Raw genomic sequence first — 24,765 nt, 5'->3', positions numbered from 1 at the left:
CCCGGGGGGGTATCAGCCTTTGGGTCTAGTTACGCAGCCGATGCTAGGATCGGCCTTCTTCTCGTGGCACTCGTCGCCGGAGCCGCAGGACACTCTCTCACGCCCTCCAAAATCGCCATTACAGGCCGGTTCGGCGCAATTAGAGGCCAGACGCCAGTGCCTCCTTGAGATTTCGCTTCGCCGCATCATTGCCCTGCTGCGCAGATTTGCGGAACCATTGAATTGCCAACGCCTTATCCCGTGGCACGGTAATCCCGTGCCAATAGAACGTCCCGATCTCGTTCTGTGAGAATGCATCGCCAAGGTTTGCCGCCTTCATGTAATCCACCAACGCACTATCAAGCCGCTTCAATTGCGCATAACAAACGCCCCTGTTTGCGAGAGCGTATGTATTATTTGGCTTGATTTCCAGCAGCCTCGATAAATGTGGCACCGCCGCGCTGTATTTACCTTGCCGGATCAGTACCCAGCTAATCCGACTGATAATGTCAGGATCATCCGGCAATACTGCCAGCGCTTCCTCGTATTTCCGCTGCGCGCCCACGTAGTCGTGTTCCCATTCTAGTTTCCACGCGACGTCAGCAGTAACTGCCGCGTCAAGTTCCCGTACTTTCTCGACGGGCAAGCCCGCGCCTTTACATTCCCTGACAAAGCTCGACATCTCCTCGGCACTGCCACCCCATCTCGCCTGGAGCGTGAACAAGTACTTCCTCCTAACAATGAAATTCCTAGGAGCTTTCTCATTGGCCAAATCAAGTAGTCTTCGATTCATTCTTATTAGGCCATAGTTCTTTCCGATATCCATTGCGTGCAGGTAACTGAGAATCGGCTTATCGGTTAGATTCGCGGAGTCCAGTAAATCTTGTATGGATTTTTTAAAATTGGCATCCATCCCTGTAAATTGCTCGTCGCTCGTTTTGTCCGTAAAATTATCGCCACGAGCCTCAAATCCAACGTATTTATAATAAATTCCTCTTGCTAAGCGAGCCGCATATGACTTTGGGTATTTTTCAATCCACTCAATGAGTTTCGGCTCCACGGTGCGGTCCGTGATATAGAATGAACGAAAAGCCGCCAACAATTGCTCATCACCAATCGTGCCGCGTTCGTACGCTCGCTGAGTTTCGCTCATCTCACGATCCAATTGAGTATATTGGCTAGCCAATAGCATTCCGAGAAGTCTCGATTTATCGCTTTCAATGGCCCCTGCCCACGCACCGTTCTCCGTGGCTAATATGGCAAGGATTCCAAGCAAGATAATAATCCGCTTAATCATTTTCATCCCTTCGCTCAAATGGCTTATTTTTTCACATTAGTGGCCGAGCGCTACATATACACGCCATCGCTCTACTTTTAACCGAGCCTCGCACCTTATACAAATTGCATCTGCAAGATCATCAACCGACTAAGGGGCAACATGCGCGGTATTCAGATCAGCATCGGTGCGGAAGCAGACATTCCAAGCGCGAACCCTTCCAATCAATTCTGTTCCTGTCATAACGTGCGCCCCTGGCCGAAAAGGGCATTTCGGGGCTCTTCAAAGCGGACCCTCCGGATAGGCTAGGAAGTCAAGCCTATGTACGACGGCTTTGGCCGCCGTTGATCGGTAGTTGGGCGCGCCAGGTGCGAACGGCCGGAATGGGTCGGTACCGGTCGCCCGACATGGGGTAGGTCACTCCGTTCGATAATCGGCCACAGGCGGCCGTTCACGGCCATTTTGAGGCATTGACTAACGGGCCGCTCCGGCCACTCGAATGTCCCATGAGCATCCGGCTTCTGCCGGCCGCCCTTACACCGTCGGACGGCCGAGTCCGATTCCCTGCCGTTCGGCTTGGCAGAGGCTACGGGCGTTCCCAGCCAGAAGCAGCCGTTCAATGTAGTCGGTCGGGGACCGCTGGCTGAAATCGGGCGTGCGGGTGCCGTCTTATGCCTGGAGAAACCTTCGACGGTGAGGTGCCGTTGCTCGGAACGCGACGCAACTGACGCTAGATGCCCACTGGTTAGCCGTTCGCTCCTGAAACATACTTTTGACCGATATGGCGTCGGCCTCGCATTGATCTACTCTCGGTATCTAAAGGGCTTTGACTTCGCTGCCGATATATCTATCTCTAAGCTTTACCGGTGCTGTGCGCGGGGTGGCTAAGAATCGGGAACCATATCATGATGTCATCAACATGAAAACGCTAAGAAAAGTCGTGAGCAGTTGGTCGTCGGATTCCGGGTCGGCAGAGTCGGGTTTTTGGAAGAGCACAATGGCGATAGCCAGTAGCGCGTTGGAAGGTACCGGCCGCATGCAGCAGGCTGTTAGTCAGAGCCTGAAGTTGCAGCAAAAGATTCGCACGATGCGGGAAGAGTTGCACAAGGCAGAAGCTGAGCGCGACATCTATCGTGACCTTCACACCCGCACGTTGGAGGAACTCCAACACGCTATGGATACGAGTCCAGCCGAATGGAAGCGGCTGCGAGCTGAAACTGAGGCCTTGCAGATCAGGCGCCGAGCCTACAAGCTGCTGGTGGAACACTACGCTCGTATCGGCGCCCCAATAGATCAGGCAATCTTTTCGGCGCAACGCAGGCGGGTGCAGCAGCATTTCCAGCTCCAGCGTCGCAAGGGCCTGCCGATCACGCAGGTCAGCGTCGACGATATTGCGTTCCTCCTGCGATAGTCAGGCAACCGGATAGCGGCCAGCACTTGGCGGTAGGTGCTGCATCCATAGATGCGGCCATGCGGAGCGCATTGAGTTCGGCTCGCAACCGGCAGCTTTGGCCGAGGACCTGCCGGCCAATGTGATCGAGCGAATGGCCGTTGTGCCTTGCAAGCTGCCGTCGAGGTGCCACTGGGCCGAACGACGGCAACGGGTCGAGCGGAGACCCTCGAATGCCCTCCGGACAGCCACCGACGACTTGCGGTCCAGGCGGTACTTCGTCACCGACTGAATACCAACATGCTGCGGGCGCTTGTGTCGCGCCAGCGCCGGGTTGATGTCCTACCCAGATTCGGCGGGCGAGAAGGCCTATGGGTTTTGCTTACCCTCCGCAGGATCGTAGGCCCAACGCCGAGGATTGGACGTCAGCCCGCGCACGCCCCGTCGCGTAGTCCTTCAGTGCCGACCGCCCCGTCACCCTTGCCGGGTGCATGCCATATTCCACAGCGTCTCCGAACGGGTTCCCGTACGGCAGTACGCAAGTATGGGCTTCGGCAGCTCCGCCATGAGTAAACCGAAGGCTGCTGCAGCTTCGACGGTGACACCCCCCGATTTTACGGGCAGGTAGTGCGCGGCCATGCCAAGCGAACTGGCCACCTCCGCGATTTTCGCGAACTGGACCTGGCCGGCAGCCTCTCCATCGTGCCGGTTGCAGACGATGGAAAGGAACCCGACCGCATGCGCCGCCCGTACGTCGGCTCCGCTTAACTGTGGCGCCACGCTCACGTCGTTCGAGAGCTGCTTGATCAGCATGTCCTGTCGGCCCGTGCCCACTTCCATGCAGCGCTCTATGGCTTTGCGGAAGCAGTCGACTGCAAAATCCACGTCTGCCAACGTTGTAAAGCGTCCAAGGCTCAGACGGACTGTGCGCTCCGCGGAATCTTCATCCAGGCCGACGCAAGTCAGCACGTGAGACGGTTTGCCGGCCGCCGAATTGCAGGCAGACGTTGAGGAGATGGCCAGATCGTCGGTCAACATGGACGGGAGGAAATTGGGCAGTTCCACGGTCAGACTAAGTGTGTGCGGAATGCGGGCCGCGGAACTGGCGTTCTGCGTGACGGCGCCTGACGCGCGCACACCACTCAGCAAGCGCTCGCTCAGTTGCGCGATGCGCTCGTTGTCCGACGCCATTTCAGTACGCGCCAGTTCGCAAGCCGTTCCCATGCCGACAATCTGGTGCGTGGCAAGGGTGCCAGATCGCAGCCCCTGCTCATGTCCGCCGCCGTGCATCTGGCAGGCAATACGCGGTGCCACTTCGCGACTCACATAGAGCGCGCCGATGCCTTTCGGGCCATAGAACTTGTGTGCCGACATCGACAGCAGGTCTATACCCATCGCCTTTACGTCAATCGCGGTCTTGCCAGCAGCCTGCGCCGCGTCCACGTGAAGCAGAGCGCCAGCGGCGTGAACAATTTGCGAGATCTCAGCAATATTGGTGAGGGTGCCGATCTCGTTGTTCACCATCATCAACGAAACGAGGCCCGTCTGATTGCTGCAGGCCGCTTTAACAGCGGCCGGCGAAATCTCGCCGGCTGGATTCGGCAAGAGGTAGGAAACGGAAACGTCAAGTCGCTCAAGGTGCGACGCGGTGTCCAGAATTGCCTTGTGCTCAAGCTTGCTGGTAACCAAATGGCGGCGCGTCGGCTCGTGGTCGAAAAAACCCTTGAGCGCTAGGTTGTTCGACTCTGTCGCACCGGACGTCCAGACAATCTCGGATGGCTCTGCACCAATGAGAGCGGCCACCTGGGCGCGAGCCTCCTCGACCACATCCCTTGCCTTCAGCCCCGCAGCGTGGGAGTTCGATGCAGGGTTTCCGAAGACGCCGGCGGCCCCCAAGCAGCCGAACATCGCCTCCATGACACGAGGGTCCGCCGGTGTGGTTGCAGCGTAATCGAAGTACCGCAGAGTGTCCGTGCTCATCATTCATCCTTCAGAAGGGTAGAAATGCTACGACGAACGCACTGAAAGTTGCTTCCAAAATCCATAACCGAGAGGGGAGTGCGTAGCATTCAATGCTACTGAATGCGTACTATGTAGAATATTTTCGCGTACGCTGCCTGGCCGCACGGGCTGACTTAATAACCGTAGCGGGCAAGACCGGCCATTCGCAGTGAGGCCGCCGACTGACTCGGAAGGATCGCAAGTCGCCTCTGGCGTCGGCAAGGCTCCGCCTAGATTGCTAAGGACCGAGCCCGGCCAGGAACGGCCCTTCGACTTTTGTCATCCATAGCAGACATCCACGGGTGGATTTCTGTTAGTGTTCAGATGCGCCGCTGTCTACGCTGCTCTATTAGCCTCTCAGATGAATGCCGCTCGCCTACTATCCACGTCGGTACTATGTCTAGCCCTCGCCAGTCCAGCGTTCTCGTATCAAGTTCGCGACCAAGAGGCTCCATATGGCGCCTCGCAATCCGAGATCAATGAAGCTTTGCGCGACTGCCAGAGAGATGAAATCTCAATTGCGATATGTGAGTGGTCCTCCTATCGCAACTCTCTGAAAGAACTTCGCAGCATCGCGAAGGAAGTCGATCAGGCTCTCAGCTCGGACAAGGTCCGCCTCGCATACTTCAAGCGATCTCAGAAAGCGTGGGAGCAATTCCGCAATGCTGATTGCGACCTTGATGCGTCATCAGCCGATGGGGGATCAATGGTTTCAGGGTTGATCTATTCGTGCAGAACGATATTGACCAACCAGCGAGTTGAATTACTTCGTCACTTTGTTGGCACCTTAGATGCTGGGTCTCCAGTCCCATTGCTTCTGTATGAGCACCAATGAGAGTGCCTCCCAGAGATCCAACCCATCATGCCGGTGGGCCTGCGCATGAAGTTGCGCGGGCCGGCGAATTCATTGAATGTCTGCTTCTGAAAAGAGCGAACTTCCGCGATGGGTCGTAAGGCGCCGGTCGGCTCCTCTCAACTTGGTCGTCATGGCGTTTGGACTTGAGCAGCCGGTGCTCCCCTACGGCTGACCTTGCACAACGGCCTGAACCGGCACCTACAAGCTACCCAGCCTCAGCCGGAGCCAGGAGAGGTAGATCTTCCGCTGTCAGGGACTTTCCCCCTTTACTCCTTGCCGGTTAGCCGGCAAACACTGTATATTTATACAGTTGTCGTCACATCCCAGAAAAGCTGGCTCCTGAAGTCAGGCCCGTGTGGCGCCTGCGCTTTCTCTCCTTCACCTCGAAAGGCAATTATGTTTGTGGACCGCACCGAAATCATCAACGCCGCCAAGGCATTGCGCGCCAGCCAGGAAGAGTCCAGATACAGCAAGCTCGTCGCGCTCGCGAACAAGCAACTCAAGACAATGCAAACGGCAATCCAGAGGGGCAAGGAAGAATTCGAGACCAGACTAGTACTCGACATCAACGAAGACAATCCGCAAGCAGCGCTGGAACCGCGCGCGCAACGGCTAGCCGACGACCTCAGAGGGCAGGGCTACACCGCAACGGTGACCACGTTTGCCGAGGTCAGCACCGACCGCAAGAACTGGACGCCGAATATCACGGTCGTCATCGGTCTGGGCGACATGGTTTCCGAAGACGACAACGCGATAGCGGAAAGCACGGTGACCGACGAAACGGAAGTCGCGTTGGCTGGCGAAGCTGCCAGTGAAATTGCCTGACAACAGGCGGGCAATCCGAGATAAGGACCGGCATCACGAAGCTTCGCGCACGGTCGCGTGCGTGATGGCTTTTCCAACAAGGGAAATCTGCACGCGGTCGCCGCTGGTGCCGGCAAGTGCCTTCCCAGGTAGATCGAAAGCCGAGACCAGCCATGAGCGGACATGAACGGGTTAATTTCAGATAACACCGAGCCGAAGACAAGCAACTGGTAGGTCACCGGTTCAACGCGTATCAACCTCTACAGCGACGATCGGACATTGCGTCAGTCCAGCGTGAAGTGCCGGATGGCGGGATGCCGTCCTGATCCTTTCGCAGGCGCCAGCACGCGGTCACCTATTCAGGTTATTTTCGGGCGTCATCGAACCACCTACTCTCCAGCAGACGCAAGGGGCGTCGCACAATGCGCCCGCCAAAGGCTTGCGACGCTAAAGAAAGGAAGGGCGATGAATGCCTATCCGGCTCCCGCAGACGCGAGTGCAATCACGCCAACTTGTGCCCTGCAGGGCGCGATTGCGATCGCTGCATTTGCCTCGAACGCACTACTGTGCCGCGTCGCACTGTTCAACTACTGCATCGACGCAGCGACTTTCTCCGATATCCGACTGCTGGCCGGAGGCGCGACGTTACTGGTCGTGACGAAGCTGAGACCGGAGTATGCTCCGCAGCCCAGTCCTGACCCTGACTGGATCTCGGCTACGGCGCTGGGGATTTTCGTGATCCTGTTCTCATTGTCGTATCTATCCCTCGGCGTCAGTTCCGGTGCGCTCGTGTTGTTCGGGACGGTACAACTGACGATATTTGTTGCCTGTCTCCTCAAAGGAGAACGCTTCCACCGCGTGGCGCTGATTGGCTATCTCCTGGCTATTGCCGGACTGTTATGCCTGACCACGCCCGGCGTCGGCGTTCCGCGAGTCTCCGGCCTGCTTATGATGGTTGGGGCAGGCGTGGCATGGGGGATCTATACCTTGCGAGGTAGGCGATCCGCAAGTCCACTCTCGGCAACGGCAGGAAACTTCCTGCGCGCGACCCCGATCTGCATCGTCCTCGGTTGGATGCTTAACGGCGATGCCCATGCGAGCGTAGCCGGAGTTGCCCTCGCTGTGGCGTCAGGCGCCGTGACATCTGCTATCGGCTTTGTCGTGTGGGGGTCGGTAATCCGAAAACTGCCGGCAATGTCCGCGGCCGCCATCCAACTACTGGTGCCGCCCGTTGCGGCGCTCGGCGGCGTTCTGTTCCTGCAGGAACCGGTGAGTACGCGCCTTGTTGTCAGTTTCGTTGCCGTCCTGCTCGGCATCTGGCTGGCAGCGTCGGTTGGTGCCAGGCACAGGGTCAAGGCTCGATGTTAGTGATGCCTCCTTGGAGAAGATGCATTCTGCGCTTTCGTTGAGGCAGTCATTCAGTTTGCGGGCCGGCTTGGCTCGCCGCAGCCCATCTACGAGTCAGGTGTCACGATGAAAGCAGCAATTGGTTTCGCCTTCGCGTGCTGGCTGTCGGGTGCAATCCTGATTCTCGTGGATTCTACGGCCGCAATTGCGCTGAGCGGCGCGCTGGCCCTGGCGGGGTTGGACCTGTTCGCACCTTAGCCGAGCCGCTCCAATCCTCCGTACGATCCGCGCTGAGACTCTTGCGCAGACCGCTTGTGACAGGGCGAACTCAATGCCAGGCTACTACGCTCAATTGCCCGCAACGCCGCCGCGTCTGCAATTCGCTATCGCAACTTGCCGAGCCACAGCGCGGTGAGCGTCGAGCGATTCCGGACGTTGAATTTTGTGTAGATCGACTTGATATGGACATGAGTCGTGTTCGGACTCTGCTCGAGTTTCTGCGCGATCTGCTTTTCCGTCAGTCCGTCGAGTAGCCCCAGCAGCACCCTTCGCTCGGCCGACGTCAGCGAAGCATCGGCGATGAGCAGGCCGTGGCTGAGCAGTTGCTGCCGATAGTACCATCTCAGCCCATGCATCACGAAGCCCAGAAGCTCGAGATCCGGCGCAGAGAAGCGGGGGGCTTGCAGATCGCGAAACACGAAAAGATGAATTCGCACATCATCGTTGAGCGAACAACGCACCTGGATGCTGTCGGCGTGACCGACTTCAAGGTAGTGGCGGCGATAGTGGGCACCTTCAAACCATTCGGCGGGCATCGCCTCGAAGAGCAGGTTGGCGCGGAACGGCTCGTTCCCCGACGCGGCCACGACATGTGACGAATCGACGTTGCCGGACCATAGCGTGTCGAACTGCTCCTGCACGGAAGCGACCATCGCGGGTACAGGATGCAGGAGCCGAACCAGGCGTGGACGCCAGCCGAACAGGGGATCCTTTCGCGCGAGCGAAGGTAATCGCACAACTACAGCCCAAAGTGCATTCTGTGCCGTGACCATCGCACAGAGCGTGGTTAGTAAATGGGTCAGCGCGGCATCGGCTTCGCCTGCGGAGAACTCGGCGAGCCGGTCCCAGAGTGCAAAGACGTCATCGCGGTGCGATTGGTTGGCGAAATCCGAGAGTGGATGCATGTCGTCCCCAGGAAGAACGGGCGAATCACCAATCTTCGGTGATCTTGGGCTCGCCTGGCAATAGCCTTGGTGCGGAAGCCCTGCTCCCCGGGCGTGGCGTTCAGTTGCCGAATGCAGCGTTCCCGTCTGACGATCCGGCAGGAATCGCCCCGGTTTGCGCTTGGCTCCAGCGCAAACCGGGGCGTGCCGGTGCAGGATGCAGTGCTTCTCGATCGGACGTGGGGTGCCTTATATTTCACATCTGGTGTGGCCCGGCCGGTTCCGGGTTTCGGCCACCTACTGTGGTCGTCAGCGTCCGGCCAGAAGCGCCGCTCAGTCGCTCCTTTGCTCAGACGTTTGGTTGTCCAGTGTACCCACGAAAGGTACTCAAGGTGTTGTGCAATGCCGCCCTTCCGCCAAGTTAAAACGTTAGTCCGAGCGTGCTTTTTTTGTGCGGGATGTGGTCTTTCCGCGGACGGTCCGGCGGCGGTGCTAGTGCAAAAGCCCCATAGATGGAGTGTTTGGTCCCGCACTGACATGCCGCAATCGTTTGGAAAAATAGGAACTCTCATCCTGTCGACCCTTAGGCTATAAAGAATTGTCTATCGCATACAGTTACATCATTGCCGCCGCAAATTTCCTCGCTGGGATAATCATCGTGGCCTTAGGCATGCCGGATATCGGCCGGAACATGCGAGGAAAATTCCCATGGCTTCCGTTCGGAAGGACAAGCGCCTTTAGAATATTGACAGGGCGTCTGGTTCGCTTCTTCGCAGTGGGCATGCTAGTAGCGGGCACGGCGCGTATCGTTCTCCAGGTGATTGGTGTACCAAGTCATCTCGATGATGCTCAATTTTTGTTGGCAAAAATCTCCTTTTGCATGGGCATGGTGTTTGTTGTATTTTTACAATATTTGCATCGGAAGCGACGGGACTAGATTTCGTTAATGGCACATTCCGCCTCGGATACGGCGCAAAAACAGGAACTCCAATGAACGCCACGAATATTCTCACCGCTATTCGCGCAGCCGCAGGTCTCGGCGCAGTAGCATCTTGGTTTTCGCTGATCTGGTTGCTTGGCATTCCACTCTTCCTTACTAGTAGCAAGAGTTATTTCTTCGGCGGAATCGTCATCGGCGTTGCACTTTGGATACTCGCTCTGACCGTGGCGTTAGCGGTGAAGTGCGCAAACTGCGGCAGGCGCATGCTGATCGATTTCCGATCGCCCTCCCTATACCCAGACTGGCAAGCGTTACGAGACCAGTTTTTCCCCCTGCAAGTGCTCATCGAGCCTGCAAGGACCAAATGCCTCCACTGTCAGGCATATGTCGGGACAGCACCCGAGCATCACGCTGGGGGTAAGCAACCAGCAAAGCAATCCCCGAATTCTGGAGGTGGGCGATGAGCAGGGAAATTTCCAAAAGGGAAGTGGGTCAGACTTTGGTACAGAACAGCGAGCTGGTCTTAAATGCATTCGACTACTGGCCGGCCTTTCACGATTCTGAGGTTGTCACGTTCTGCAAAAGGATGGCTGAGGAAGCAGGCCGGCATGTAGCTGATGCAACTATAGCAGTACGGCATGGCGGTCAGGACAACCCAGAGTGGACGGCTTCAGGCGAAGATCGGATCGTTGAATTCCTATGCCGGGATATAGCTGAGACCAACATTAATCTCAATGAACTGTCCGGCGGTGGCTGGCTGGACGAGATCGTCATATCGACGCAAAACAATGGTCGCCTCGGCTTTGATATGAGGCCTCTCGCTGGCTTTGATGTTCGGTTTAGTTGTCGATCTGTCGAGATCCTGGCGGTCGGCCTGGTGCCTTCCGCCTAGATGTCGAATCAGTACTGAGTGCCATGAGTGTCCATGTCACATGGCAGCGACCTTTGCAGAGCTTCCAGCATGTCATTTAGGCCCCGCGACAGCGCCTCCTGCGAATGTCAGGCAGGTGCCCCCTTTGACCAATGATTCGCCCGCCAACTCGGCCGGGCGAGCGCCGGTTGTACCTCGGAAGCGGTCGCTACGGTGTCTCGATGCCCGAAAGGCGGTTCAGGGTCGATCAGAGACGACCACGCTTTGGCGGCGGGCATCCGACCGATCCGGGCTATCAGCGGCTGGTCAAGGTTGTCATTCCCCGCGCGCAATGGCACGATGCGGACATGGTGAACGTTTTTCTATAGGTCGAATCATGGCGCTATCGACCAACGCAAGACCTTATCTTGCACTGACACTTCTTGGCGTCCTACTCGCTGTGGGAGCTGCGTCAGAAATCTATGGCAGAGCCTCAATTAACGTAGTAGGCCAAGTAGCGACTGATGAAACGAGGTGCCAGAAACCGCAGCATAACCGTTGCGTGACCAGCTATGTCCTCAGGGCGGTAGATGGTTCGACCACAGCATACAGCGCTGGCCCTACCGACCATTCATTACGACGCTACCTTCCTGTAGAAACCACCATTGAAAAACACCGGTGGCAACTCACGTACCGAGTCAACGGTGTCGAGGTTGACGACTTTCCAATATTATTCTACTGTGGCCTTTTCTGGTCAGGGGTAGGCGCATTTGCATGGGGTCTCTACCTCCATAAGAAATGGCCGGCCTAATTCAAACTCTGAACGACCGCCTTGGAGTAAGGCGACCCACTCCTAGGGGTCGGAAGCGGGCAACCAAAGCAGCATCCGATGACGATCAAGCTGTCGAACAGTCGGGCGACCGCGAACCGCAGTGCACCAGGCGTCAGACTTGTCTGATTGACAGCAACCGGCCTCTCCCCCAAACTCCCCGAGTCACCGCAAACAACGGCGACCGAGCGTGGAAACTCGAAGGATCCGGGACCCGACCAACCGAGTTCCACGGAGGCGCCATGCCCGCTCGTACTCCCTGCGCTGAGCAATCCACTCTTCTTGAAGCCCCGGCGCACCAATTCGCCATCTCCCGCCAATCCCCCCTGATCGCCGATCTGATCGAGTTGACCTATCCGGCTAACGCCGACGACAGGGACCGTATCCGGGCGCAAAATGCCGCCTACCAGCTCGGCACACTCAGTACCACCATCCTCGACATTACCCAGCAAGGCTGCGCAGAGCTATGGCGCGTAAGCGCCGGGCTCGCGGCTGTGCTGCGCCTGCTGGAGGCCGACGAGGAAGCCGACATGGACACGGTCGGCATTCAGTGCCTGCTGGCCCCGCTGAAGGAGCAACTCGACCAGGCGGTCAGCCGGGTACAGGAAATGCTCTGATCTGCAAGGTGTGAGGGCCGCCAGCAGGCGGCTCTCACGGGATCATCGCTTCACAGCGAGAGGGCCCGGCCAATCAAATCCAGACATCATTCTCTGCCGTGCGCTCCTCTTGCACCTCCGCCGTATTCAAGACGCCAGGCGGCTCGATCAGCGGCACCTTGGCCTCCTCGCCGCATACGGCTTGCGCTCCACGCCTTAAGGCACTACCGTCATTGCGTCAAGACTTTGGCCTGTATGTGCGGCTAATCCGCATCGCGGATGCGGCACCCGCGCCCGCGTGGATCAATCCCCGTGCACATCCTCCGGACGTTCGTGCAACACATGCCCGAATTCATCCAGCTCTTTCTGGATCCTCGCCATGCTGGCGTCGATGGCCTGCTGCGTAATCTCACCATCGACGAACTCGACTGAGACGCGGGCCACGCGGGGATCCTTGTCGACGATGCCTTGCAGCACCTTGTCGAACAGTTTTTCCCCGGCACGCAGGCCGAGCGGGCGGGGCACAAGCACCTTGACCAGCAGGATCTCCGCTTCGCTTCCCGTTTGCGCCGCATCGGCGACGGCGGTGCGCAGGTACGATTTGAGTTTCAAGATACTCAGGTCGCCGGGAACGCCGATATGCGACACCCGAACCTTTTTGTCAGCCATGCAATCTCTCCGCCAGATTTGAACGCGAGGACTATACCGCAGGCGGCATCGGCCCGGCCATGGACCCCGCCAACATGAGCCTGGCCCCCGATGCGCTCGGATAGCGATTGGGTGGCGAGGCGCATGCCAGGATCTCCTGAATCTTTTCCGCGCTGACCGGCAGGGCGGCATTGAGGTAGTGTATTGTGCGGAGCAAAAATCCATGCCGCGCCCGCGATCGTTGTAGCATCGCTGCCATGGACAACCTGCTCAGAAAACTCGACCTGACCTCGCTGCGGCTGTTCGTTGCCGTTTGCCAGGAACAGAATATTGCCCGCGCCGCCGAGCGCGAATTCATTGCGCCGTCGGCGGTGAGCCGCCGCATTGCCGAGATCGAAGCGCTGATCGGCCTGCCCGTGATCGAGCGCCATGCGCGCGGCATCACGGTGACGGCGGTGGGCGAGACGGTGCTGCGGCATGCGCTGGCCATCATTGGCAGTGTCGAGGCGCTCAGCGCGGAACTGTCGCGTTTTACCTCCGGCGCGTGCGGCAACGTGCGCCTGGTGTGCAACCTTGGCGCCATCGTGCAGTTCCTGCCGGAGGACCTGGCGGCCTTTGGACGCGTGTATCCCGATGTCGGCATCGAGCTGGAGGAGCAGCACAGCCCCGAGGTGCTGCGCATGGTGGGCGAGCGCAGCGCGGACTTTGGCATCTGCAATGCGATCCAGGGCGTGGAGCAGTTTGTCTCGCTGCCTTACCGGGAGGACCAGCTTTGCGTGCTGGTGCCGCGCGGGCATGCGCTGGCGTCGGCGCAGCAGGTGCGCTTTGCTGACTTGTTGGGCGAGACCTTCGTCGCGCTGCGCGATGAGAGTGCGTTGAGCCGCCTGCTGGCGGAGCAGGCGGCGCGCTTGAACGAGGCGCTCAAGATCAAGATCCGGGTGGCGAGCCTGGATGCCTTGTGCCGCATGGTGCATGTCGGGCTGGGGATTGCTGTCGTGCCGAGGCAGGTGGGCGAGCTTTACCTCAACACCCTGGACGTGGTGGCGCGGCCGCTATCGGACCCCTGGGCGACACGGCAACTGGTGGTGGTGTTTCACTCCCGGGAGCATCTTTCGGCGAGCGCTTTGGCCTTGGTGGGCTTTCTCTGCCGGGAATAGGAATAAGGCGGGCAAAGCGAAGCGCGAGTGGGCAACCAGCCAGCCGTCGCAAACCGAGATGCCTGCCATGCCGACTGCGCACTTTGCCCCGGCGGCGCCAAACCATATAGTGGGGTCATCATAACGAGAAACCCCGCAATGGAAGCCACCATCCGCTTCGACGGCCGCGTGCTGTACCTGTCGCAAGACCCAGCCTGCGTGCGCGCCCAACTCGACGGCAAGCCGATGACCCGGGCCGAGGCCGGCCCGCTGCGCGACAACATCTCCACCGATGAGATCACGCCCGTCACGATCATGCTTACCTACGATGAGCGTCTGGGGCAATTCCCTTACGTGGGGTTCCAGGCGGGGGGCGAGCAGCCGATCGGCCGCGATGCCATCCGCAATGGCGGCTTTGCCGTCACGGTGGCCGGCAAGCGCTATGGCAAGGGTTCTTCGCGCGAGTCCAGCCCGCTGGCGGAGCTGTCGGCCGGCATCCGCCTGATCGTTGCCGAGAGCTTCGAGCGCATCTACCAGCAGAACTGCGACAACATCGGCATCCTGACCACCACGGATTTCACCGTGCTCGACCGCGTGCTGGCGGGTGAGGCGATTCCCATCGAGGCGTTCCTCGCCGGGCGCGATGCGCTGACCCGGCAGGTGATCCGTGCCGGCGGCCTGCTGGCCTATAGCCGCGCGGCAAGCTGGCCGGCAGCGGGCGAGGGCGCGCAGGCAACGCAGGCAACCGGCAGCGCCGCACCGCGCACCTTGGTGGAAAAAATCATCGCCCGCCATCTGCTTCCTGGCACCCCGAGCGCCGAGTGCGGCCAGGGCGTGTTCGTGGCGGCGGACTGGCGCTTCTCGCACGACTACTTCACCGGCATGTGCGCGCACCTGATGCACCGCGCTTTCGGCAAGCCGGCAACGCTGCGCGAGCCGGATCACATCATCGCGTTCCAGGATCACCTGGTGCTGGCGGCCCAGAGCTTCCCGCATGTGCGCGACGGCTTGTTGCCAGGGGTGGCCAACCTGATGCAGGGGCATAGCAGCTTTGCGCACGACTACCCGGTGCGCTCGCATAACGCGCTTCCCGGCGACGTCCCCGGCTCGGAAGGCATTTGCCATGCGCTGATGGCCGAGCAGTACGCGCTGCCGGGGCAGGTGGTGGTGGGCACCGATTCGCACACGCCGCATTCCGGCGCGCTGGGTTGCCTGGCGTTTGGCGCGGGCGCCACCGATGTCGCCAATAGCTGGGTCACGGGCTACGTGCGCTGCAAGGTGCCGGAAACCCTGCGTGTGGAGGTGGAGGGCGAGCTGGCGCCGGGCGTGAGCGCCAAGGACATCGTGCTCTACCTGCTGCAGATGGACGCAATCCGCTCGGGCGGCGCGATCGGCGTGGTGTTCGAGTACGCCGGCAGCACGGTGCGGGCCTTGTCGATCGACGAGCGCGCCACGCTGACCAATATGGTCGCCGAGCTGGGCGGCTTCACCGGCATCGTCGAGCCAGACGACAAGACCGTGGCCTTCCTGAAGGCGCGGCGCGGCGTCGATTTTGCGATCGAGGACTGGATGCGCAGCGATGCCGGCGCAACCTATCGCGACGTGATCCGCATCGACGCCGCCGCCATCGCGCCCATGGTGGCGCGTCCCGGAGACCCCGGCAATGGCATTGCGGCCAACACGCTGGCGCAGCCGGTGCCGGTGGACATTGCCTACGGCGGGTCCTGCACCGCAGGCAAGCGGGAGGATTTCGACTACTACCACGAGGTGCTGCGCTGGGGCCTGGAGCATGGCCTCAAGGTGTCGCCCCGCACCCGGCTGTTCCTGCAGTTCGGCACCCTCGGCGTGAAGGCTTACTGCGAAGCGCGCGGCTATATGGACACCTTCGCCGCCGCCGGCGCCACGCTGGTCATGCCGGGCTGCGGCTCGTGCGCCAACTGCGGGCCGGGCGCTTCCACCACCAGCGAGCAGGTCACCATCAGCGCCATCAACCGCAATTTCCCCGGCCGCTCGGGGCCGGGCCAGGTCTGGCTGGCCAGTCCTTACACGGTGGCCGCGAGCGCGCTGGCGGGGCAGATCAGCACATTCGGGCAATTGCAGGCAAGCTGCGCCGCACCCTAGCGCACCCCGGCGTCCGCGCGCAAGCGGGGACGCGGCGGCATCCATAGCCGGGCGACAGATCCCGGCAGCCATCCACAGGAGACAACGATGTTCCCCAATACCTCGCGCGTGCTGCGCGCGGCGGGGCGGCTGCTTGCCGTCGCCGCCATCGCATTCCCGGTCATCGGCGCGCACCCCGCGCACGCGGCGCACGCCGCGGAAAAGTATCCCGCCAAGACCGTGCGCCTGATCGTGCCGAACTCGCCGGGTTCCACCGCCGACGTGGTGGCGCGCGTGGTGGCCGAGGGCATGGGCCAGGACCTCGGGCAACCGTTCTACGTGGAGAACCTCCCCGGTGCGGCGGGCATCCCCGGCACGCGGCAACTCGTATCCGCCGCCGCGGACGGCTACACGCTCGCGGTGGTGTCGTCCAACCATGCCATCAACCCGGGCCTGTACCGCCATATTCCCTATGACAGCGTGAAGGACATCACCGCCGTGGGACTGATCGGCACCACCCCGCTGGTGCTGGTGGTGGGTGCGGGCTCGCCGTACAAGACCGTGCAGGAACTGGTCGCGGCGGCGCGGGCGCATCCGGGCAGCCTGAGCTACGGCTCGTCAGGCAAAGGCAGCGTGCTGCATCTGGCCGGCGAGCTGCTGAAATCGAAGGCCGGCATCGATATGCTGCACGTACCCTACAAGGGCGTGAACACGTTGATGACCGATGTGCTTGGCGGACAGATCAACGCGGCCTTCCTGGCCACGCCGTCCGCCCTGCCGCAGATCAAGGCCGGCAAGCTGCGGGCGCTGGCGGTCAGCACGCCAGCGCGGCTCGACAGCCTGCCGGCGGTGCCGACCCTGGCGGAATCGGGCGTCAAGGACTATGCGTACGATGCCTGGATCGCGCTGGTCGGTCCCGCCGGGTTGCCCAAGGACGTCGCCGCGCGGCTGCAGCAGGCGCTGGTCAAGGCGCTGGCCGCACCCAAGGCGCGGGAGCTGTTTGCCGCGCAGGGTTTTGTCGTGAAGACCGGCAATGGCGAGGAGACGGCCCGTCTCATCCGCGACGAACTGGGCAGGAGCCAGGCGCTGATCAAGAGCGCGTCGATCGTGGCGGAGTGAATCGCGCTGGCCGAACGGCGCGCGCCACGGCGCCAGTCTCCATTCCCGCACGCCGGTCATGGCCATGCCAGGGTCCAGGCACGCCAGCGTGCTAAGCCGGCGCACCGGCATCCAGCACCAGCGCGGCGCCATACACCGCGTGGCTCGCGGTGCGTAGCGCTTGCGTCATCAGCATGGCCGCGGGCGAGAGCAATCGATCCGTGCGGGTGATGATGCCAAAGTCGTCCATATGACAGGGCAGCGGCAGCGGCACGATGGCGAGCAGGCCATGCTGCGCGTAGTACTGCGCGACGTCGTCGGTGAGCACGGCCAGCATGTCGCTCTGTTCCAGCATGCGCGTCAGGAACAGCAGCGCGGCGGTTTCCACGACGTTGGTCGGCGGCATCAGGCTGGCACGCTGGAACATCAGGTCGAAGCGGTGACGCAGTACGCTGCCGGCCGGCGGCACGATCCACGCCGCATCCTCCACATCCCGCAGTGTCAGCGCGGACTGCGCCAGCAGTGGATGGCCCAGCCGCGCCACCGCGCACACGGGCTCGCCCGCGAGCGGCTCGTAGCGCAGGCGCAGCTTGTCGTGCTCGGCAAACAGGCGTGCGACCACCAGGTCCAGCTTGTCCTGGGCCAGGCGTTCCAGCAGCACGTTGCTGTTCTCGATCTCCAGCGATACGCGCAGTCCGGGCTGCTCCCGCTTGACCTGCGCAACGGCGGGCGGCAGCAGCTTCACGCCGGGCGAGGTGATCGCGCCCACGGCCACATGGCCCAGCCGCCCGGCCTTGAGCGCCATCACTTCCTCCTGCGCCTGGTCCAGGTTGCCCAGCACTGCGCGCGCGTGCCGGATCATCGCTTGCCCATACCAGGTCGGGCGCATGCCGCGCGGCAGCCGCTCGAACAGCGGGACTTCCAGAATCTCCTCCAGCTCGCGCAGCAGCTTGGATGCGGCCGGTTGCGTCATGTTGAGCGCGGCGGCGGTGCGGTGGATGTTGCCTTCGTCGGCAAGGGTGACCAGCAGCAGGAGCTGGCGGGTCTTGAGCCGGGCGCGGATATACCACGGGCTGGGCGTTGACATAGGGTTTACGTTGATATCTGAAGTGATATGGATACGGCCTTAATCTTCATTGGAAGGATATCAAACCGGGCCGTACACTCCGGCCATATTCAAAAACAGACTCAAGCAAGATGAGAGACAGCCTCCCCCGGACGCGTCCCCCTTTGGCGCCGGTCCCACGGTAGCCAAGGCGCCCTTCACGGGCCGTCGCCGTCATCGCGTCCCAGTCCAGTCCCATCGTCCCCGTATTCAGGAAGCTCCCCCCATGCCGGAATCCAAATCCAAGCTGCGCTCGGCCCAATGGTTCGGCTCCGCCGACAAGAATGGCTTCATGTACCGAAGCTGGATGAAAAACCAGGGCATCCCCGATCATGAGTTCGATGGCCGTCCCATCATCGGCATCTGCAACACGTGGTCGGAGCTCACGCCCTGCAACGCGCATTTCCGCAAGCTGGCCGAGCATGTCAAGCGCGGTGTCTACGAGGCCGGCGGCTTCCCGGTGGAGTTCCCGGTGTTCTCCAATGGCGAGTCCAACCTGCGGCCCACCGCCATGCTCACGCGCAACCTGGCGGCGATGGACGTCGAGGAGGCCATCCGCGGCAATCCGATCGATGCCGTGGTGCTGCTCACCGGCTGCGACAAGACCACGCCCGCGCTGCTGATGGGCGCGGCGAGCTGCGACGTGCCGGCCATCGTGGTGACGGGCGGGCCGATGCTCAACGGCAAGCTGGACGGCAAGAACATTGGCTCTGGCACGGCCGTCTGGCAACTGCATGAGTCGCTCAAGGCCGGCGAGATCAATGTGCATCAGTTCCTCTCGGCCGAAGCCGGTATGTCGCGCTCGGCCGGCACCTGCAACACGATGGGCACGGCGTCCACCATGGCTTGCATGGCGGAAGCGCTGGGCACTTCGCTGCCGCATAACGCCGCCATTCCCGCCGTGGATTCGCGCCGCTACGTGCTGGCGCATATGTCCGGCATCCGCATTGTCGAGATGGCCAAGGAAGGGCTGACGCTGTCGAAGATCCTGACGCGCGCGGCGTTCGAGAATGCGATTCGCGCCAATGCGGCGATTGGTGGCTCCACCAACGCGGTCATCCATCTGAAGGCCATCGCGGGGCGCATCGGCGTGCCGCTGGAGCTCGAGGACTGGACACGCATTGGCCGCGACACGCCCACCATCGTCGACCTGATGCCCTCGGGCCGCTTCCTGATGGAGGAGTTCTACTACGCCGGCGGGCTGCCCGCGGTGCTGCGCCGGCTGGGCGAGGCAAACCTGCTGCCGCACCCGGACGCGCTGACCGTCAACGGCCGCACGCTGTGGCAGAACGTGAAGGACGCGCCCAATACCAATGACGAGGTTATCCGCGCGCTGGACAACCCGTTGATGGCCGATGGCGGTATCCGCGTGCTGCGCGGCAACCTGGCACCGCGCGGCGCGGTGCTCAAGCCCTCCGCCGCCACGCCCGGGCTGCTCAAGCACCGCGGCCGCGCCGTGGTGTTCGAAAACCTTGAGCACTACAAGGAGCGGATCGTCGATGAAACGCTGGACGTCGACGCATCGTCCGTGATGGTGCTGAAGAACTGCGGCCCGAAGGGGTATCCGGGCATGGCCGAGGTCGGCAACATGGGTTTGCCGCCCAAGCTGCTGCGCCAGGGCGTCAAGGACATGGTGCGCATCTCGGATGCGCGGATGAGCGGCACGGCGTACGGCACCGTGGTGCTACACGTGGCGCCCGAGGCCGCGGCCGGCGGCCCGCTGGCCGCCGTGCGAGACGGCGACTGGATCGAGCTGGATTGCGAGGCCGGCACGCTGCACCTGGACATCGATGACGAGGAACTGGCACGGCGCATGGCCGAGCGCGTCGACACACGCGCCGCAGGGGAGGGCGGCTACCGGCGGCTGTATGTGGACCATGTGCTGCAGGCGGACGAGGGCTGCGACCTGGACTTCCTGGTGGGCTGCCGCGGCGCCGCGGTGCCTCGCCATTCGCACTGATTGCGCCACTGCCGGCAATGCCGGCAGCGGCCACTGACAAGAACATGCAGGAACATTCGAGGAGACACAGATGAACACCACCCCCACGGCCGGCCTGGACCGGCCAGTCCCGCTTCCTGGCGCTGCGGATCTGCCTGGCGATACGCCGGCCGGCGCCGCCAGCGAGGAGAGCCGCATTATCAGCATGCTGACCCGCAAGCTGATTCCCTTCCTGGCGCTGATCTACGTGGTGGCCTATATCGACCGCTCGGTGGTTGGCTTTGCCAAACTCCACATGAATGCGGCGGTAGGCATCAGCGACGCGTCCTACGGGCTGGGCGCGGGTTTGTTCTTCATTGGCTACTTCCTGTGCGAGGTGCCCAGCAACCTGGCGCTGGAGCGCTTCGGCGCGCGCCGCTGGTTCGCGCGCATCTTGTTCACCTGGGGCGTCATCACCATGGCGATGGCCCTGATCAACAGCGCCAGCACCTTCTACGTGCTGCGCTTCTTGCTGGGCGCGGCCGAGGCGGGCCTCTATCCCGGCATCCTCTACTTCCTGACCAAGTGGTTCCCGATGCGCCATCGCGCCCGCATCATCGGCCTGCTGGTGCTCGCGCAGCCCATCGCCCTGATCGTCACCGGGCCGATCGCCGGCTGGGTGCTGTCCACCAGCGGGCTGTTTGGCCTGACCAACTGGCAGACCCTATTCGTGCTCAGCGGGCTGCCGGCGGTGCTCCTGTGCTTGCCCACGCTGCGCATCCTGCCCGAGTCGCCATCGCAGGCACGCTGGCTGGCGCCGGCGGACCGCGCCTGGATCGAGCGCGAGCTGGCGGCGGACCAGTCCACGTTTGCGCTCAAGGCGCACGGTAACCCGCTTGGCGCGCTCAAGGACAAGCGCGTGCTGCTGCTGGCCTTGCTGTTCCTGCCGTTCCCGCTCAGCATCTACGGCTTGTCGCTGTGGCTGCCCACCATCATCAAGCAGTTCGGCGTGACGGATGCCACCACGGGCCTGCTGTCGGCGGTACCGTACCTGTTCGCGGTGGTCGGGCTGTACCTGGTGCCACGCCATTCGGATCGCAAGGGCGAGCGCTACTGGCACATCATCGTGGTGTCGGCCATGGGCGCGATCACGATGGCGGCCAGCGCCTGGGTCCAGACGCCCGCGCTGCAGTTCCTCTTCATCTGCCTGACTGCGTTCTCGATCTATTCGATCCAGGCGGTGGTGTGGGCGCTGCCGGGCCAGTTCCTGACCGGCGCCAGCGCCGCCGTGGGCATTGCGACCATCAACTCGCTGGCCAACCTGGGCGGCTACCTTGGCCCCTACGGGATCGGCCTGATCAAGGATGCGACGGGCAAGCTGGCCTCGGGACTCTACTTCCTGGCCGCCATGCTGGTGTTCGCCGTGCTCATGACCTTTGTCGTGCGCTCGGCGCTGGAGACGCCGGCAAGGTCCTGATGCCGGCGTTGGTTCCTGTTGGTTCCTTTGCACCGGCGCGACCGGCGTGACCGGCGTGCGCGGTTTGGCTCGCCGGCGTCCTCGTGCCTACAGTTCCACGAACACCGCGCCGTTTTCCACCTTCACGCTGTATGCCTGGATATCGCTGGTCAGCGGCTCGCACATCGCCCGTCCGGTGCGCACGTCGAACTTGCCCTGGTGCAGCGGGCACTCGATCTCGTGCCCGTCCAGGAAGCCGTCGCACAGACGCGCGTTGCCATGGCTGCAAGCGTTGTCTGTGGCATAGATTGCGTCGCCCACGCTGTACAGCGCGATTTCCTTGCCGAGCGCGTTGACCGCCACGACATCGTCCTTGGGGATTGCCACCAGCGGGATCACCTGGGTCCATTGCTTTGACATGGTCTGCCTCTAATCTCAATAGTCAGATTTCAAATCGGGTAGATGATCGAGTTGGCGATCATCTCGCTGTCGAACACGCATAGCCGGGACTCGAACTTCAGCCCGTCCCCCGTGCGCCGGATCACATCGATATAGCGGCCCACGTTGTACACGGTGGTTTGTCCGTCCGGCTTGGTGCGAAAGACGGCATAGCTGGCCTCGGCGTCGATCCGCTGCGCATCGGCGTTCAGGATGCGCGGTATGCCGACCACATGCCGTTGGTAGTACGGATCGTGGAAGATGGTCTCGGTCGCGCCATAGATACGGTCCTTGAGCATGCCGCGGCTCTCGAAGCAGAGCGTGGCAAGCGGCAAGCCGGCTTCGTGGTTCTCGCGCGGCTGGAGCTTGTAGACGCAGGCCTCGGTGAAAAAGCCGGGCCATTTTTCCCATTCGTTGTTGTCCAGCGCGCAAGCGTAGTCCGTGTATAGCGCCAGCACCTGGGTGTAGGTTTCAAAGTCGAGCATGTCTCAGGCCTCCATCACGCGGCGCCAGTAGTTGTACATCCCGCGGATCAGTGTCTCGGTCACCATGTGGTCCGTATCGCCGATCTCGCGCCCGCCGAGTTCCGCCACCGTCCGGTGGAATGGCTTTTGCTCGAAGCCTTGCTGGGAGAACTCGATCACCTCGCCGTCGTCGGCCGAGACAAAGCCGGCCGGGCCGAACAGGTTGGCCTGGCGCAGGCGGCGCCGGGTCATGTCGGCGTCGTCGCCCTCGAAGCCGAAGTGCGTCCACACGAAGTTGAACGAGCCGTGGCCGGTGGGCTGGATGTGCCGCGTCGACACCGAGTTGACCTGCTGCTGGATGATGACGCTGGGGAACAGCGTCATCATCACCGCCGTGGGCTCTCCCCACCAGGGTTCCTGCGCCACATCGAGGAAGCGGTCGTCATGCAGGCGCATCTGTTCCTTGAAGCTGGACACACCGCTGGTGACGTCGCCCTTGCCGCCCTGGCCGCGCGTGGAGATCATCGCGGCGTGGCGGAAGTGCTCGTCCATCTTGAGCGCCGACTTGTTGTCGGCGCGCCAGAGCCCGAAGGTCACGAACCACGTGTGCAGCAACCCCGGGTGATACGGGTCCTTGATGTTCTCCTGCATCAGCTTCCAGTTGCCGGGAATCTGCTGGCGGTTATAGCCGAGGATGGTCAGCTTGCGGCCGTCGAAGACACGGTCGAAGTAGGCCAGGATGGTCGGGCCGAGATAGTCCTCCAGCGTCGGCACCTCATGGTCGAACGAGGCGAAGATCACGCCGTTGCGGCGCGCCACCTTGAGCTTGGTCAGGCCGTGCGCCTTCGGGTCGAAGTCGGCGGGCATGCCGCCATTGACCTTGCCGTCGAGCTTGACGCCGCGCCGGAACGGCACGCCGACCAGGTTGCCCTTGAGGTCGTAGTTCCACTGGTGATAGGGACAGGTGAAGTCCTTGCGGTTGCCGGAGCGCTCGCGGCAGAACTGCACGCCGCGATGCGCGCAGACGTTCTCCACCACGTAGATCTCGCCATCCGCCGCGCGGCTGGCAATGACCGAGCGCTCGCCGATGGCGGTGCGCTTGAAGTCGCCGGCGTTCGGGATTTCCGCTTCCAGCCCGATATAGCACCAGTGGCCGGCGTAGAAGAAGCGCTCCAGCTCCTGCCGGTAGACGTCGTCATCGGTATAGGCCCAGAAGGGGATCCGGCTGGAGCCTTCGTCCTGCCATTCTTTTTTCTTGAATACAACAGCTTGCTCGCGCATGGTTTGTCTCCGCGATGTTTGCGATGTTTGTGATGTTCGTGATGTGGGGCGCGGCGGGTCAGACGCCGCTGGCGTGGAAGGCGTCGGCATGGATGTGGTCGGGGTCCATGCCTCTTTGGCGCAGCAGGATGGAGGCGGCATCGACCATGACCGGGGCGCCCGCCAGGTAGGCGCGCCAGCCCTGCATGTGCGCCCAGTCGTCGGCCACCGCCTTGGTCACCACGCCACCCCGGTAGCCGTTGCCGTCGCCGGCCGATGCCACCACCACGTGCACATGCATTGCCGCATGGCGCGCCTGCAGCTCGCGCAGCCACTCCAGGCCATAGAGGTCGGCATGCGTGCGAACACCAAAATACACGTGCACCTCGTTGCGCATGCCGCCGTCGAGCATGCCGCGCAGGATCGACAGGATCGGGGCCAGCCCGGTGCCACCCGCGATGCAGATCACCGGCCCGTCGAACTTGCGCCGCAGGTACGCCGTGCCTAGCGGGCCGGCAACGCGGATGGCGTCGCCAACCTTGAGTTCCGACGCCACATAGGACGTCACGCGCCCGTCGGGCACCAGCCGGATATGGAATTCGAGCTCGGTGGCGCCGTGCGCCACCGCCATCGAGTAAGGCCGGATATGGCGCGGCGTGAACTGCAGCGTGGCGTACTGTCCTGGCGAGAAGTCGAGCGGCTTGGGAATTGCCACGCGGACCCGCTTGATGTCATGGGTCAGGTCGTCCAGGGCGGTCACGGTGCCCTTGAGGATCCTGGCGGGATGGACGACGACCTCGTCGAGTTCCGGGATCTCGATCGCGCAGCTCTCCACCAGCGTGGTCTGGCACGCCAGCACCGACTGGCCGGCGGCCATGGGCGCGCGCGAATCCTCGGGGCCGCTCGCCTGGGTGCGGCCGGCCAGGACCTTGCAGCGGCAGGTGCCGCAGCGCCCGGCCATGCAGCTATACGAGATGGGCACCTGGTTGGCCCGCAGCACGTCCAGCAGGTTGTCGCCGGCTTGCGCGTGCAGCGTCCTGTCCAGCGGGTGGATGGATACTTCCATGGGGGCGTCTCCAGCTAGTTCTTCGTGGCATCCGTTTGCCGATGG

General features: G+C 62.0%; 23 protein-coding genes. 14 read left to right on the top strand and 9 right to left on the bottom strand.

Annotation, left to right across the window (positions count from 1 at the left end; translation table 11 throughout):
- Positions 1-139: 139 nt before the first annotated feature.
- Positions 140-1,282, bottom strand: coding sequence for a DUF4034 domain-containing protein (locus tag RR42_RS34015; RefSeq protein WP_043356463.1), 1,143 nt, complete (start codon positions 1,280-1,282; stop codon positions 140-142).
- A gap of 892 nt (positions 1,283-2,174) precedes the next feature.
- On the opposite strand from RR42_RS34015, the gene RR42_RS34010 reads away from it, so the two are divergent.
- Positions 2,175-2,666: a hypothetical protein gene (locus RR42_RS34010; RefSeq protein WP_043356461.1), complete on the top strand. Its 492-nt coding sequence runs from the start codon at positions 2,175-2,177 to the stop codon at positions 2,664-2,666.
- Between the two features lie 453 nt (positions 2,667-3,119).
- On the opposite strand, the gene RR42_RS34005 is transcribed toward RR42_RS34010, so the two are convergent.
- Complete coding sequence (locus tag RR42_RS34005) at positions 3,120-4,628, bottom strand: aminotransferase class V-fold PLP-dependent enzyme (RefSeq protein ID WP_043356459.1); 1,509 nt, start codon at positions 4,626-4,628, stop codon at positions 3,120-3,122.
- Between the two features lie 379 nt (positions 4,629-5,007).
- On the opposite strand from RR42_RS34005, the gene RR42_RS41865 reads away from it, so the two are divergent.
- From RR42_RS41865 to RR42_RS41555, 4 genes are all read left to right on the top strand, one after another.
- Entirely contained in the window at positions 5,008-5,481 is a 474-nt protein-coding gene (locus tag RR42_RS41865; protein ID WP_082055206.1) for a lysozyme inhibitor LprI family protein, read from the top strand.
- 417 nt (positions 5,482-5,898) lie between these two features.
- Positions 5,899-6,327 (top strand): hypothetical protein, encoded by a 429-nt coding sequence (locus tag RR42_RS34000; RefSeq protein WP_043356458.1) that lies wholly within the window; start codon positions 5,899-5,901, stop codon positions 6,325-6,327.
- Between the two features lie 444 nt (positions 6,328-6,771).
- The gene (locus RR42_RS33995) at positions 6,772-7,674 is read left to right on the top strand and encodes a DMT family transporter (protein WP_043356456.1); all 903 of its coding nucleotides are present in this window, start codon (positions 6,772-6,774) and stop codon (positions 7,672-7,674) included.
- Between the two features lie 105 nt (positions 7,675-7,779).
- Positions 7,780-7,911, top strand: coding sequence for a hypothetical protein (locus RR42_RS41555; protein ID WP_269083416.1), 132 nt, complete (start codon positions 7,780-7,782; stop codon positions 7,909-7,911).
- Between the two features lie 125 nt (positions 7,912-8,036).
- Here the strand turns inward: RR42_RS41555 and RR42_RS33990 are convergent, their stop codons facing one another.
- Positions 8,037-8,837 (bottom strand): helix-turn-helix transcriptional regulator, encoded by an 801-nt coding sequence (locus RR42_RS33990; protein WP_043356454.1) that lies wholly within the window; start codon positions 8,835-8,837, stop codon positions 8,037-8,039.
- A 577-nt stretch (positions 8,838-9,414) separates the two neighbouring features.
- On the opposite strand from RR42_RS33990, the gene RR42_RS40215 reads away from it, so the two are divergent.
- The 4 genes from RR42_RS40215 (at position 9,415) to RR42_RS40605 (ending at position 12,052) form a co-directional block, all read left to right on the top strand.
- Complete coding sequence (locus RR42_RS40215; protein ID WP_144410025.1) at positions 9,415-9,753, top strand: hypothetical protein; 339 nt, start codon at positions 9,415-9,417, stop codon at positions 9,751-9,753.
- Between the two features lie 53 nt (positions 9,754-9,806).
- A complete protein-coding gene (locus RR42_RS40210) occupies positions 9,807-10,220 on the top strand; it encodes a hypothetical protein (protein WP_144410024.1) in 414 nt (137 codons plus the stop codon).
- Entirely contained in the window at positions 10,217-10,648 is a 432-nt protein-coding gene (locus tag RR42_RS33985; protein ID WP_043356452.1) for an Imm50 family immunity protein, read from the top strand. The genes RR42_RS40210 and RR42_RS33985 overlap by 4 nt, the downstream gene beginning before the upstream one ends.
- 1,029 nt (positions 10,649-11,677) lie before the next feature.
- Positions 11,678-12,052 carry a DUF1484 family protein gene (locus RR42_RS40605; protein WP_052495154.1) on the top strand — a complete coding sequence of 125 codons (375 nt, stop codon included), beginning with the start codon at positions 11,678-11,680 and terminating at the stop codon, positions 12,050-12,052.
- 282 nt (positions 12,053-12,334) lie between these two features.
- Here RR42_RS40605 and RR42_RS33975 read toward each other — a convergent pair whose 3' ends face one another.
- On the bottom strand, positions 12,335-12,700 hold the full coding sequence (locus RR42_RS33975) for a hypothetical protein (RefSeq protein ID WP_043356450.1): 366 nt from the start codon (positions 12,698-12,700) through the stop codon (positions 12,335-12,337).
- A 236-nt stretch (positions 12,701-12,936) separates the two neighbouring features.
- Between RR42_RS33975 and RR42_RS33970 the strand changes: the two genes are divergently transcribed.
- The 3 genes from RR42_RS33970 (at position 12,937) to RR42_RS33960 (ending at position 17,034) form a co-directional block, all read left to right on the top strand.
- Positions 12,937-13,836: a LysR family transcriptional regulator gene (locus RR42_RS33970; RefSeq protein WP_043356448.1), complete on the top strand. Its 900-nt coding sequence runs from the start codon at positions 12,937-12,939 to the stop codon at positions 13,834-13,836.
- 138 nt (positions 13,837-13,974) lie between these two features.
- Positions 13,975-15,936 (top strand): aconitase family protein, encoded by a 1,962-nt coding sequence (locus tag RR42_RS33965; RefSeq protein WP_043356446.1) that lies wholly within the window; start codon positions 13,975-13,977, stop codon positions 15,934-15,936.
- An 87-nt stretch (positions 15,937-16,023) separates the two neighbouring features.
- Positions 16,024-17,034, top strand: a complete 1,011-nt coding sequence (locus RR42_RS33960; protein ID WP_063778475.1) for a Bug family tripartite tricarboxylate transporter substrate binding protein — start codon at positions 16,024-16,026, stop codon at positions 17,032-17,034.
- A 91-nt stretch (positions 17,035-17,125) separates the two neighbouring features.
- On the opposite strand, the gene RR42_RS33955 is transcribed toward RR42_RS33960, so the two are convergent.
- Positions 17,126-18,100: a LysR family transcriptional regulator gene (locus RR42_RS33955; RefSeq protein WP_043356444.1), complete on the bottom strand. Its 975-nt coding sequence runs from the start codon at positions 18,098-18,100 to the stop codon at positions 17,126-17,128.
- 244 nt (positions 18,101-18,344) lie between these two features.
- Here RR42_RS33955 and RR42_RS33950 point away from each other — a divergent pair, with 244 nt between their 5' ends.
- Both RR42_RS33950 and RR42_RS33945 read left to right on the top strand, forming a co-directional pair.
- Positions 18,345-20,078: an IlvD/Edd family dehydratase gene (locus RR42_RS33950; RefSeq protein WP_043356443.1), complete on the top strand. Its 1,734-nt coding sequence runs from the start codon at positions 18,345-18,347 to the stop codon at positions 20,076-20,078.
- 70 nt (positions 20,079-20,148) lie between these two features.
- Positions 20,149-21,513: an MFS transporter gene (locus RR42_RS33945; RefSeq protein WP_082055204.1), complete on the top strand. Its 1,365-nt coding sequence runs from the start codon at positions 20,149-20,151 to the stop codon at positions 21,511-21,513.
- An 87-nt stretch (positions 21,514-21,600) separates the two neighbouring features.
- Here RR42_RS33945 and RR42_RS33940 read toward each other — a convergent pair whose 3' ends face one another.
- From RR42_RS33940 to RR42_RS33925, 4 genes are read right to left on the bottom strand one after another with little or no spacing between them, the layout of a single operon-like run.
- Positions 21,601-21,912, bottom strand: coding sequence for a non-heme iron oxygenase ferredoxin subunit (locus RR42_RS33940; RefSeq protein WP_043356441.1), 312 nt, complete (start codon positions 21,910-21,912; stop codon positions 21,601-21,603).
- 29 nt (positions 21,913-21,941) lie between these two features.
- A complete protein-coding gene (locus RR42_RS33935; protein WP_043356439.1) occupies positions 21,942-22,415 on the bottom strand; it encodes an aromatic-ring-hydroxylating dioxygenase subunit beta in 474 nt (157 codons plus the stop codon).
- A 3-nt stretch (positions 22,416-22,418) separates the two neighbouring features.
- On the bottom strand, positions 22,419-23,675 hold the full coding sequence (locus RR42_RS33930; protein WP_043356438.1) for an aromatic ring-hydroxylating dioxygenase subunit alpha: 1,257 nt from the start codon (positions 23,673-23,675) through the stop codon (positions 22,419-22,421).
- Between the two features lie 58 nt (positions 23,676-23,733).
- Complete coding sequence (locus RR42_RS33925; protein WP_043356437.1) at positions 23,734-24,720, bottom strand: 2Fe-2S iron-sulfur cluster-binding protein; 987 nt, start codon at positions 24,718-24,720, stop codon at positions 23,734-23,736.
- Positions 24,721-24,765 lie beyond the last annotated feature (45 nt).

This window comes from Cupriavidus basilensis (assembly GCF_000832305.1).
In the GTDB taxonomy this organism is placed as follows: Bacteria; Pseudomonadota; Gammaproteobacteria; order Burkholderiales; family Burkholderiaceae; genus Cupriavidus; species Cupriavidus basilensis_F.
Note: the sequence above shows the minus strand (reverse complement) of the source record. Positions and strands in the feature narration are given on the sequence as shown.

Coding starts and splice junctions, on each gene's coding strand:
- RR42_RS33945 (WP_082055204.1), top strand. CDS start 20,149: ATGAACACCACCCCCACGGCCGGCCTGGACCGGCCAGTCCCGCTTCCT.
- RR42_RS33985 (WP_043356452.1), top strand. CDS start 10,217: ATGAGCAGGGAAATTTCCAAAAGGGAAGTGGGTCAGACTTTGGTACAG.
- RR42_RS33965 (WP_043356446.1), top strand. CDS start 13,975: ATGGAAGCCACCATCCGCTTCGACGGCCGCGTGCTGTACCTGTCGCAA.
- RR42_RS33960 (WP_063778475.1), top strand. CDS start 16,024: ATGTTCCCCAATACCTCGCGCGTGCTGCGCGCGGCGGGGCGGCTGCTT.
- RR42_RS34005 (WP_043356459.1), bottom strand. CDS start 4,628: ATGATGAGCACGGACACTCTGCGGTACTTCGATTACGCTGCAACCACA.
- RR42_RS33975 (WP_043356450.1), bottom strand. CDS start 12,700: ATGGCTGACAAAAAGGTTCGGGTGTCGCATATCGGCGTTCCCGGCGAC.
- RR42_RS40210 (WP_144410024.1), top strand. CDS start 9,807: ATGAACGCCACGAATATTCTCACCGCTATTCGCGCAGCCGCAGGTCTC.
- RR42_RS34000 (WP_043356458.1), top strand. CDS start 5,899: ATGTTTGTGGACCGCACCGAAATCATCAACGCCGCCAAGGCATTGCGC.
- RR42_RS33955 (WP_043356444.1), bottom strand. CDS start 18,100: ATGTCAACGCCCAGCCCGTGGTATATCCGCGCCCGGCTCAAGACCCGC.
- RR42_RS33935 (WP_043356439.1), bottom strand. CDS start 22,415: ATGCTCGACTTTGAAACCTACACCCAGGTGCTGGCGCTATACACGGAC.
- RR42_RS34010 (WP_043356461.1), top strand. CDS start 2,175: ATGAAAACGCTAAGAAAAGTCGTGAGCAGTTGGTCGTCGGATTCCGGG.
- RR42_RS33995 (WP_043356456.1), top strand. CDS start 6,772: ATGAATGCCTATCCGGCTCCCGCAGACGCGAGTGCAATCACGCCAACT.
- RR42_RS33940 (WP_043356441.1), bottom strand. CDS start 21,912: ATGTCAAAGCAATGGACCCAGGTGATCCCGCTGGTGGCAATCCCCAAG.
- RR42_RS34015 (WP_043356463.1), bottom strand. CDS start 1,282: ATGAAAATGATTAAGCGGATTATTATCTTGCTTGGAATCCTTGCCATA.
- RR42_RS41555 (WP_269083416.1), top strand. CDS start 7,780: ATGAAAGCAGCAATTGGTTTCGCCTTCGCGTGCTGGCTGTCGGGTGCA.
- RR42_RS33970 (WP_043356448.1), top strand. CDS start 12,937: ATGGACAACCTGCTCAGAAAACTCGACCTGACCTCGCTGCGGCTGTTC.
- RR42_RS40605 (WP_052495154.1), top strand. CDS start 11,678: ATGCCCGCTCGTACTCCCTGCGCTGAGCAATCCACTCTTCTTGAAGCC.
- RR42_RS33925 (WP_043356437.1), bottom strand. CDS start 24,720: ATGGAAGTATCCATCCACCCGCTGGACAGGACGCTGCACGCGCAAGCC.
- RR42_RS33990 (WP_043356454.1), bottom strand. CDS start 8,837: ATGCATCCACTCTCGGATTTCGCCAACCAATCGCACCGCGATGACGTC.
- RR42_RS41865 (WP_082055206.1), top strand. CDS start 5,008: ATGAATGCCGCTCGCCTACTATCCACGTCGGTACTATGTCTAGCCCTC.
- RR42_RS33950 (WP_043356443.1), top strand. CDS start 18,345: ATGCCGGAATCCAAATCCAAGCTGCGCTCGGCCCAATGGTTCGGCTCC.
- RR42_RS33930 (WP_043356438.1), bottom strand. CDS start 23,675: ATGCGCGAGCAAGCTGTTGTATTCAAGAAAAAAGAATGGCAGGACGAA.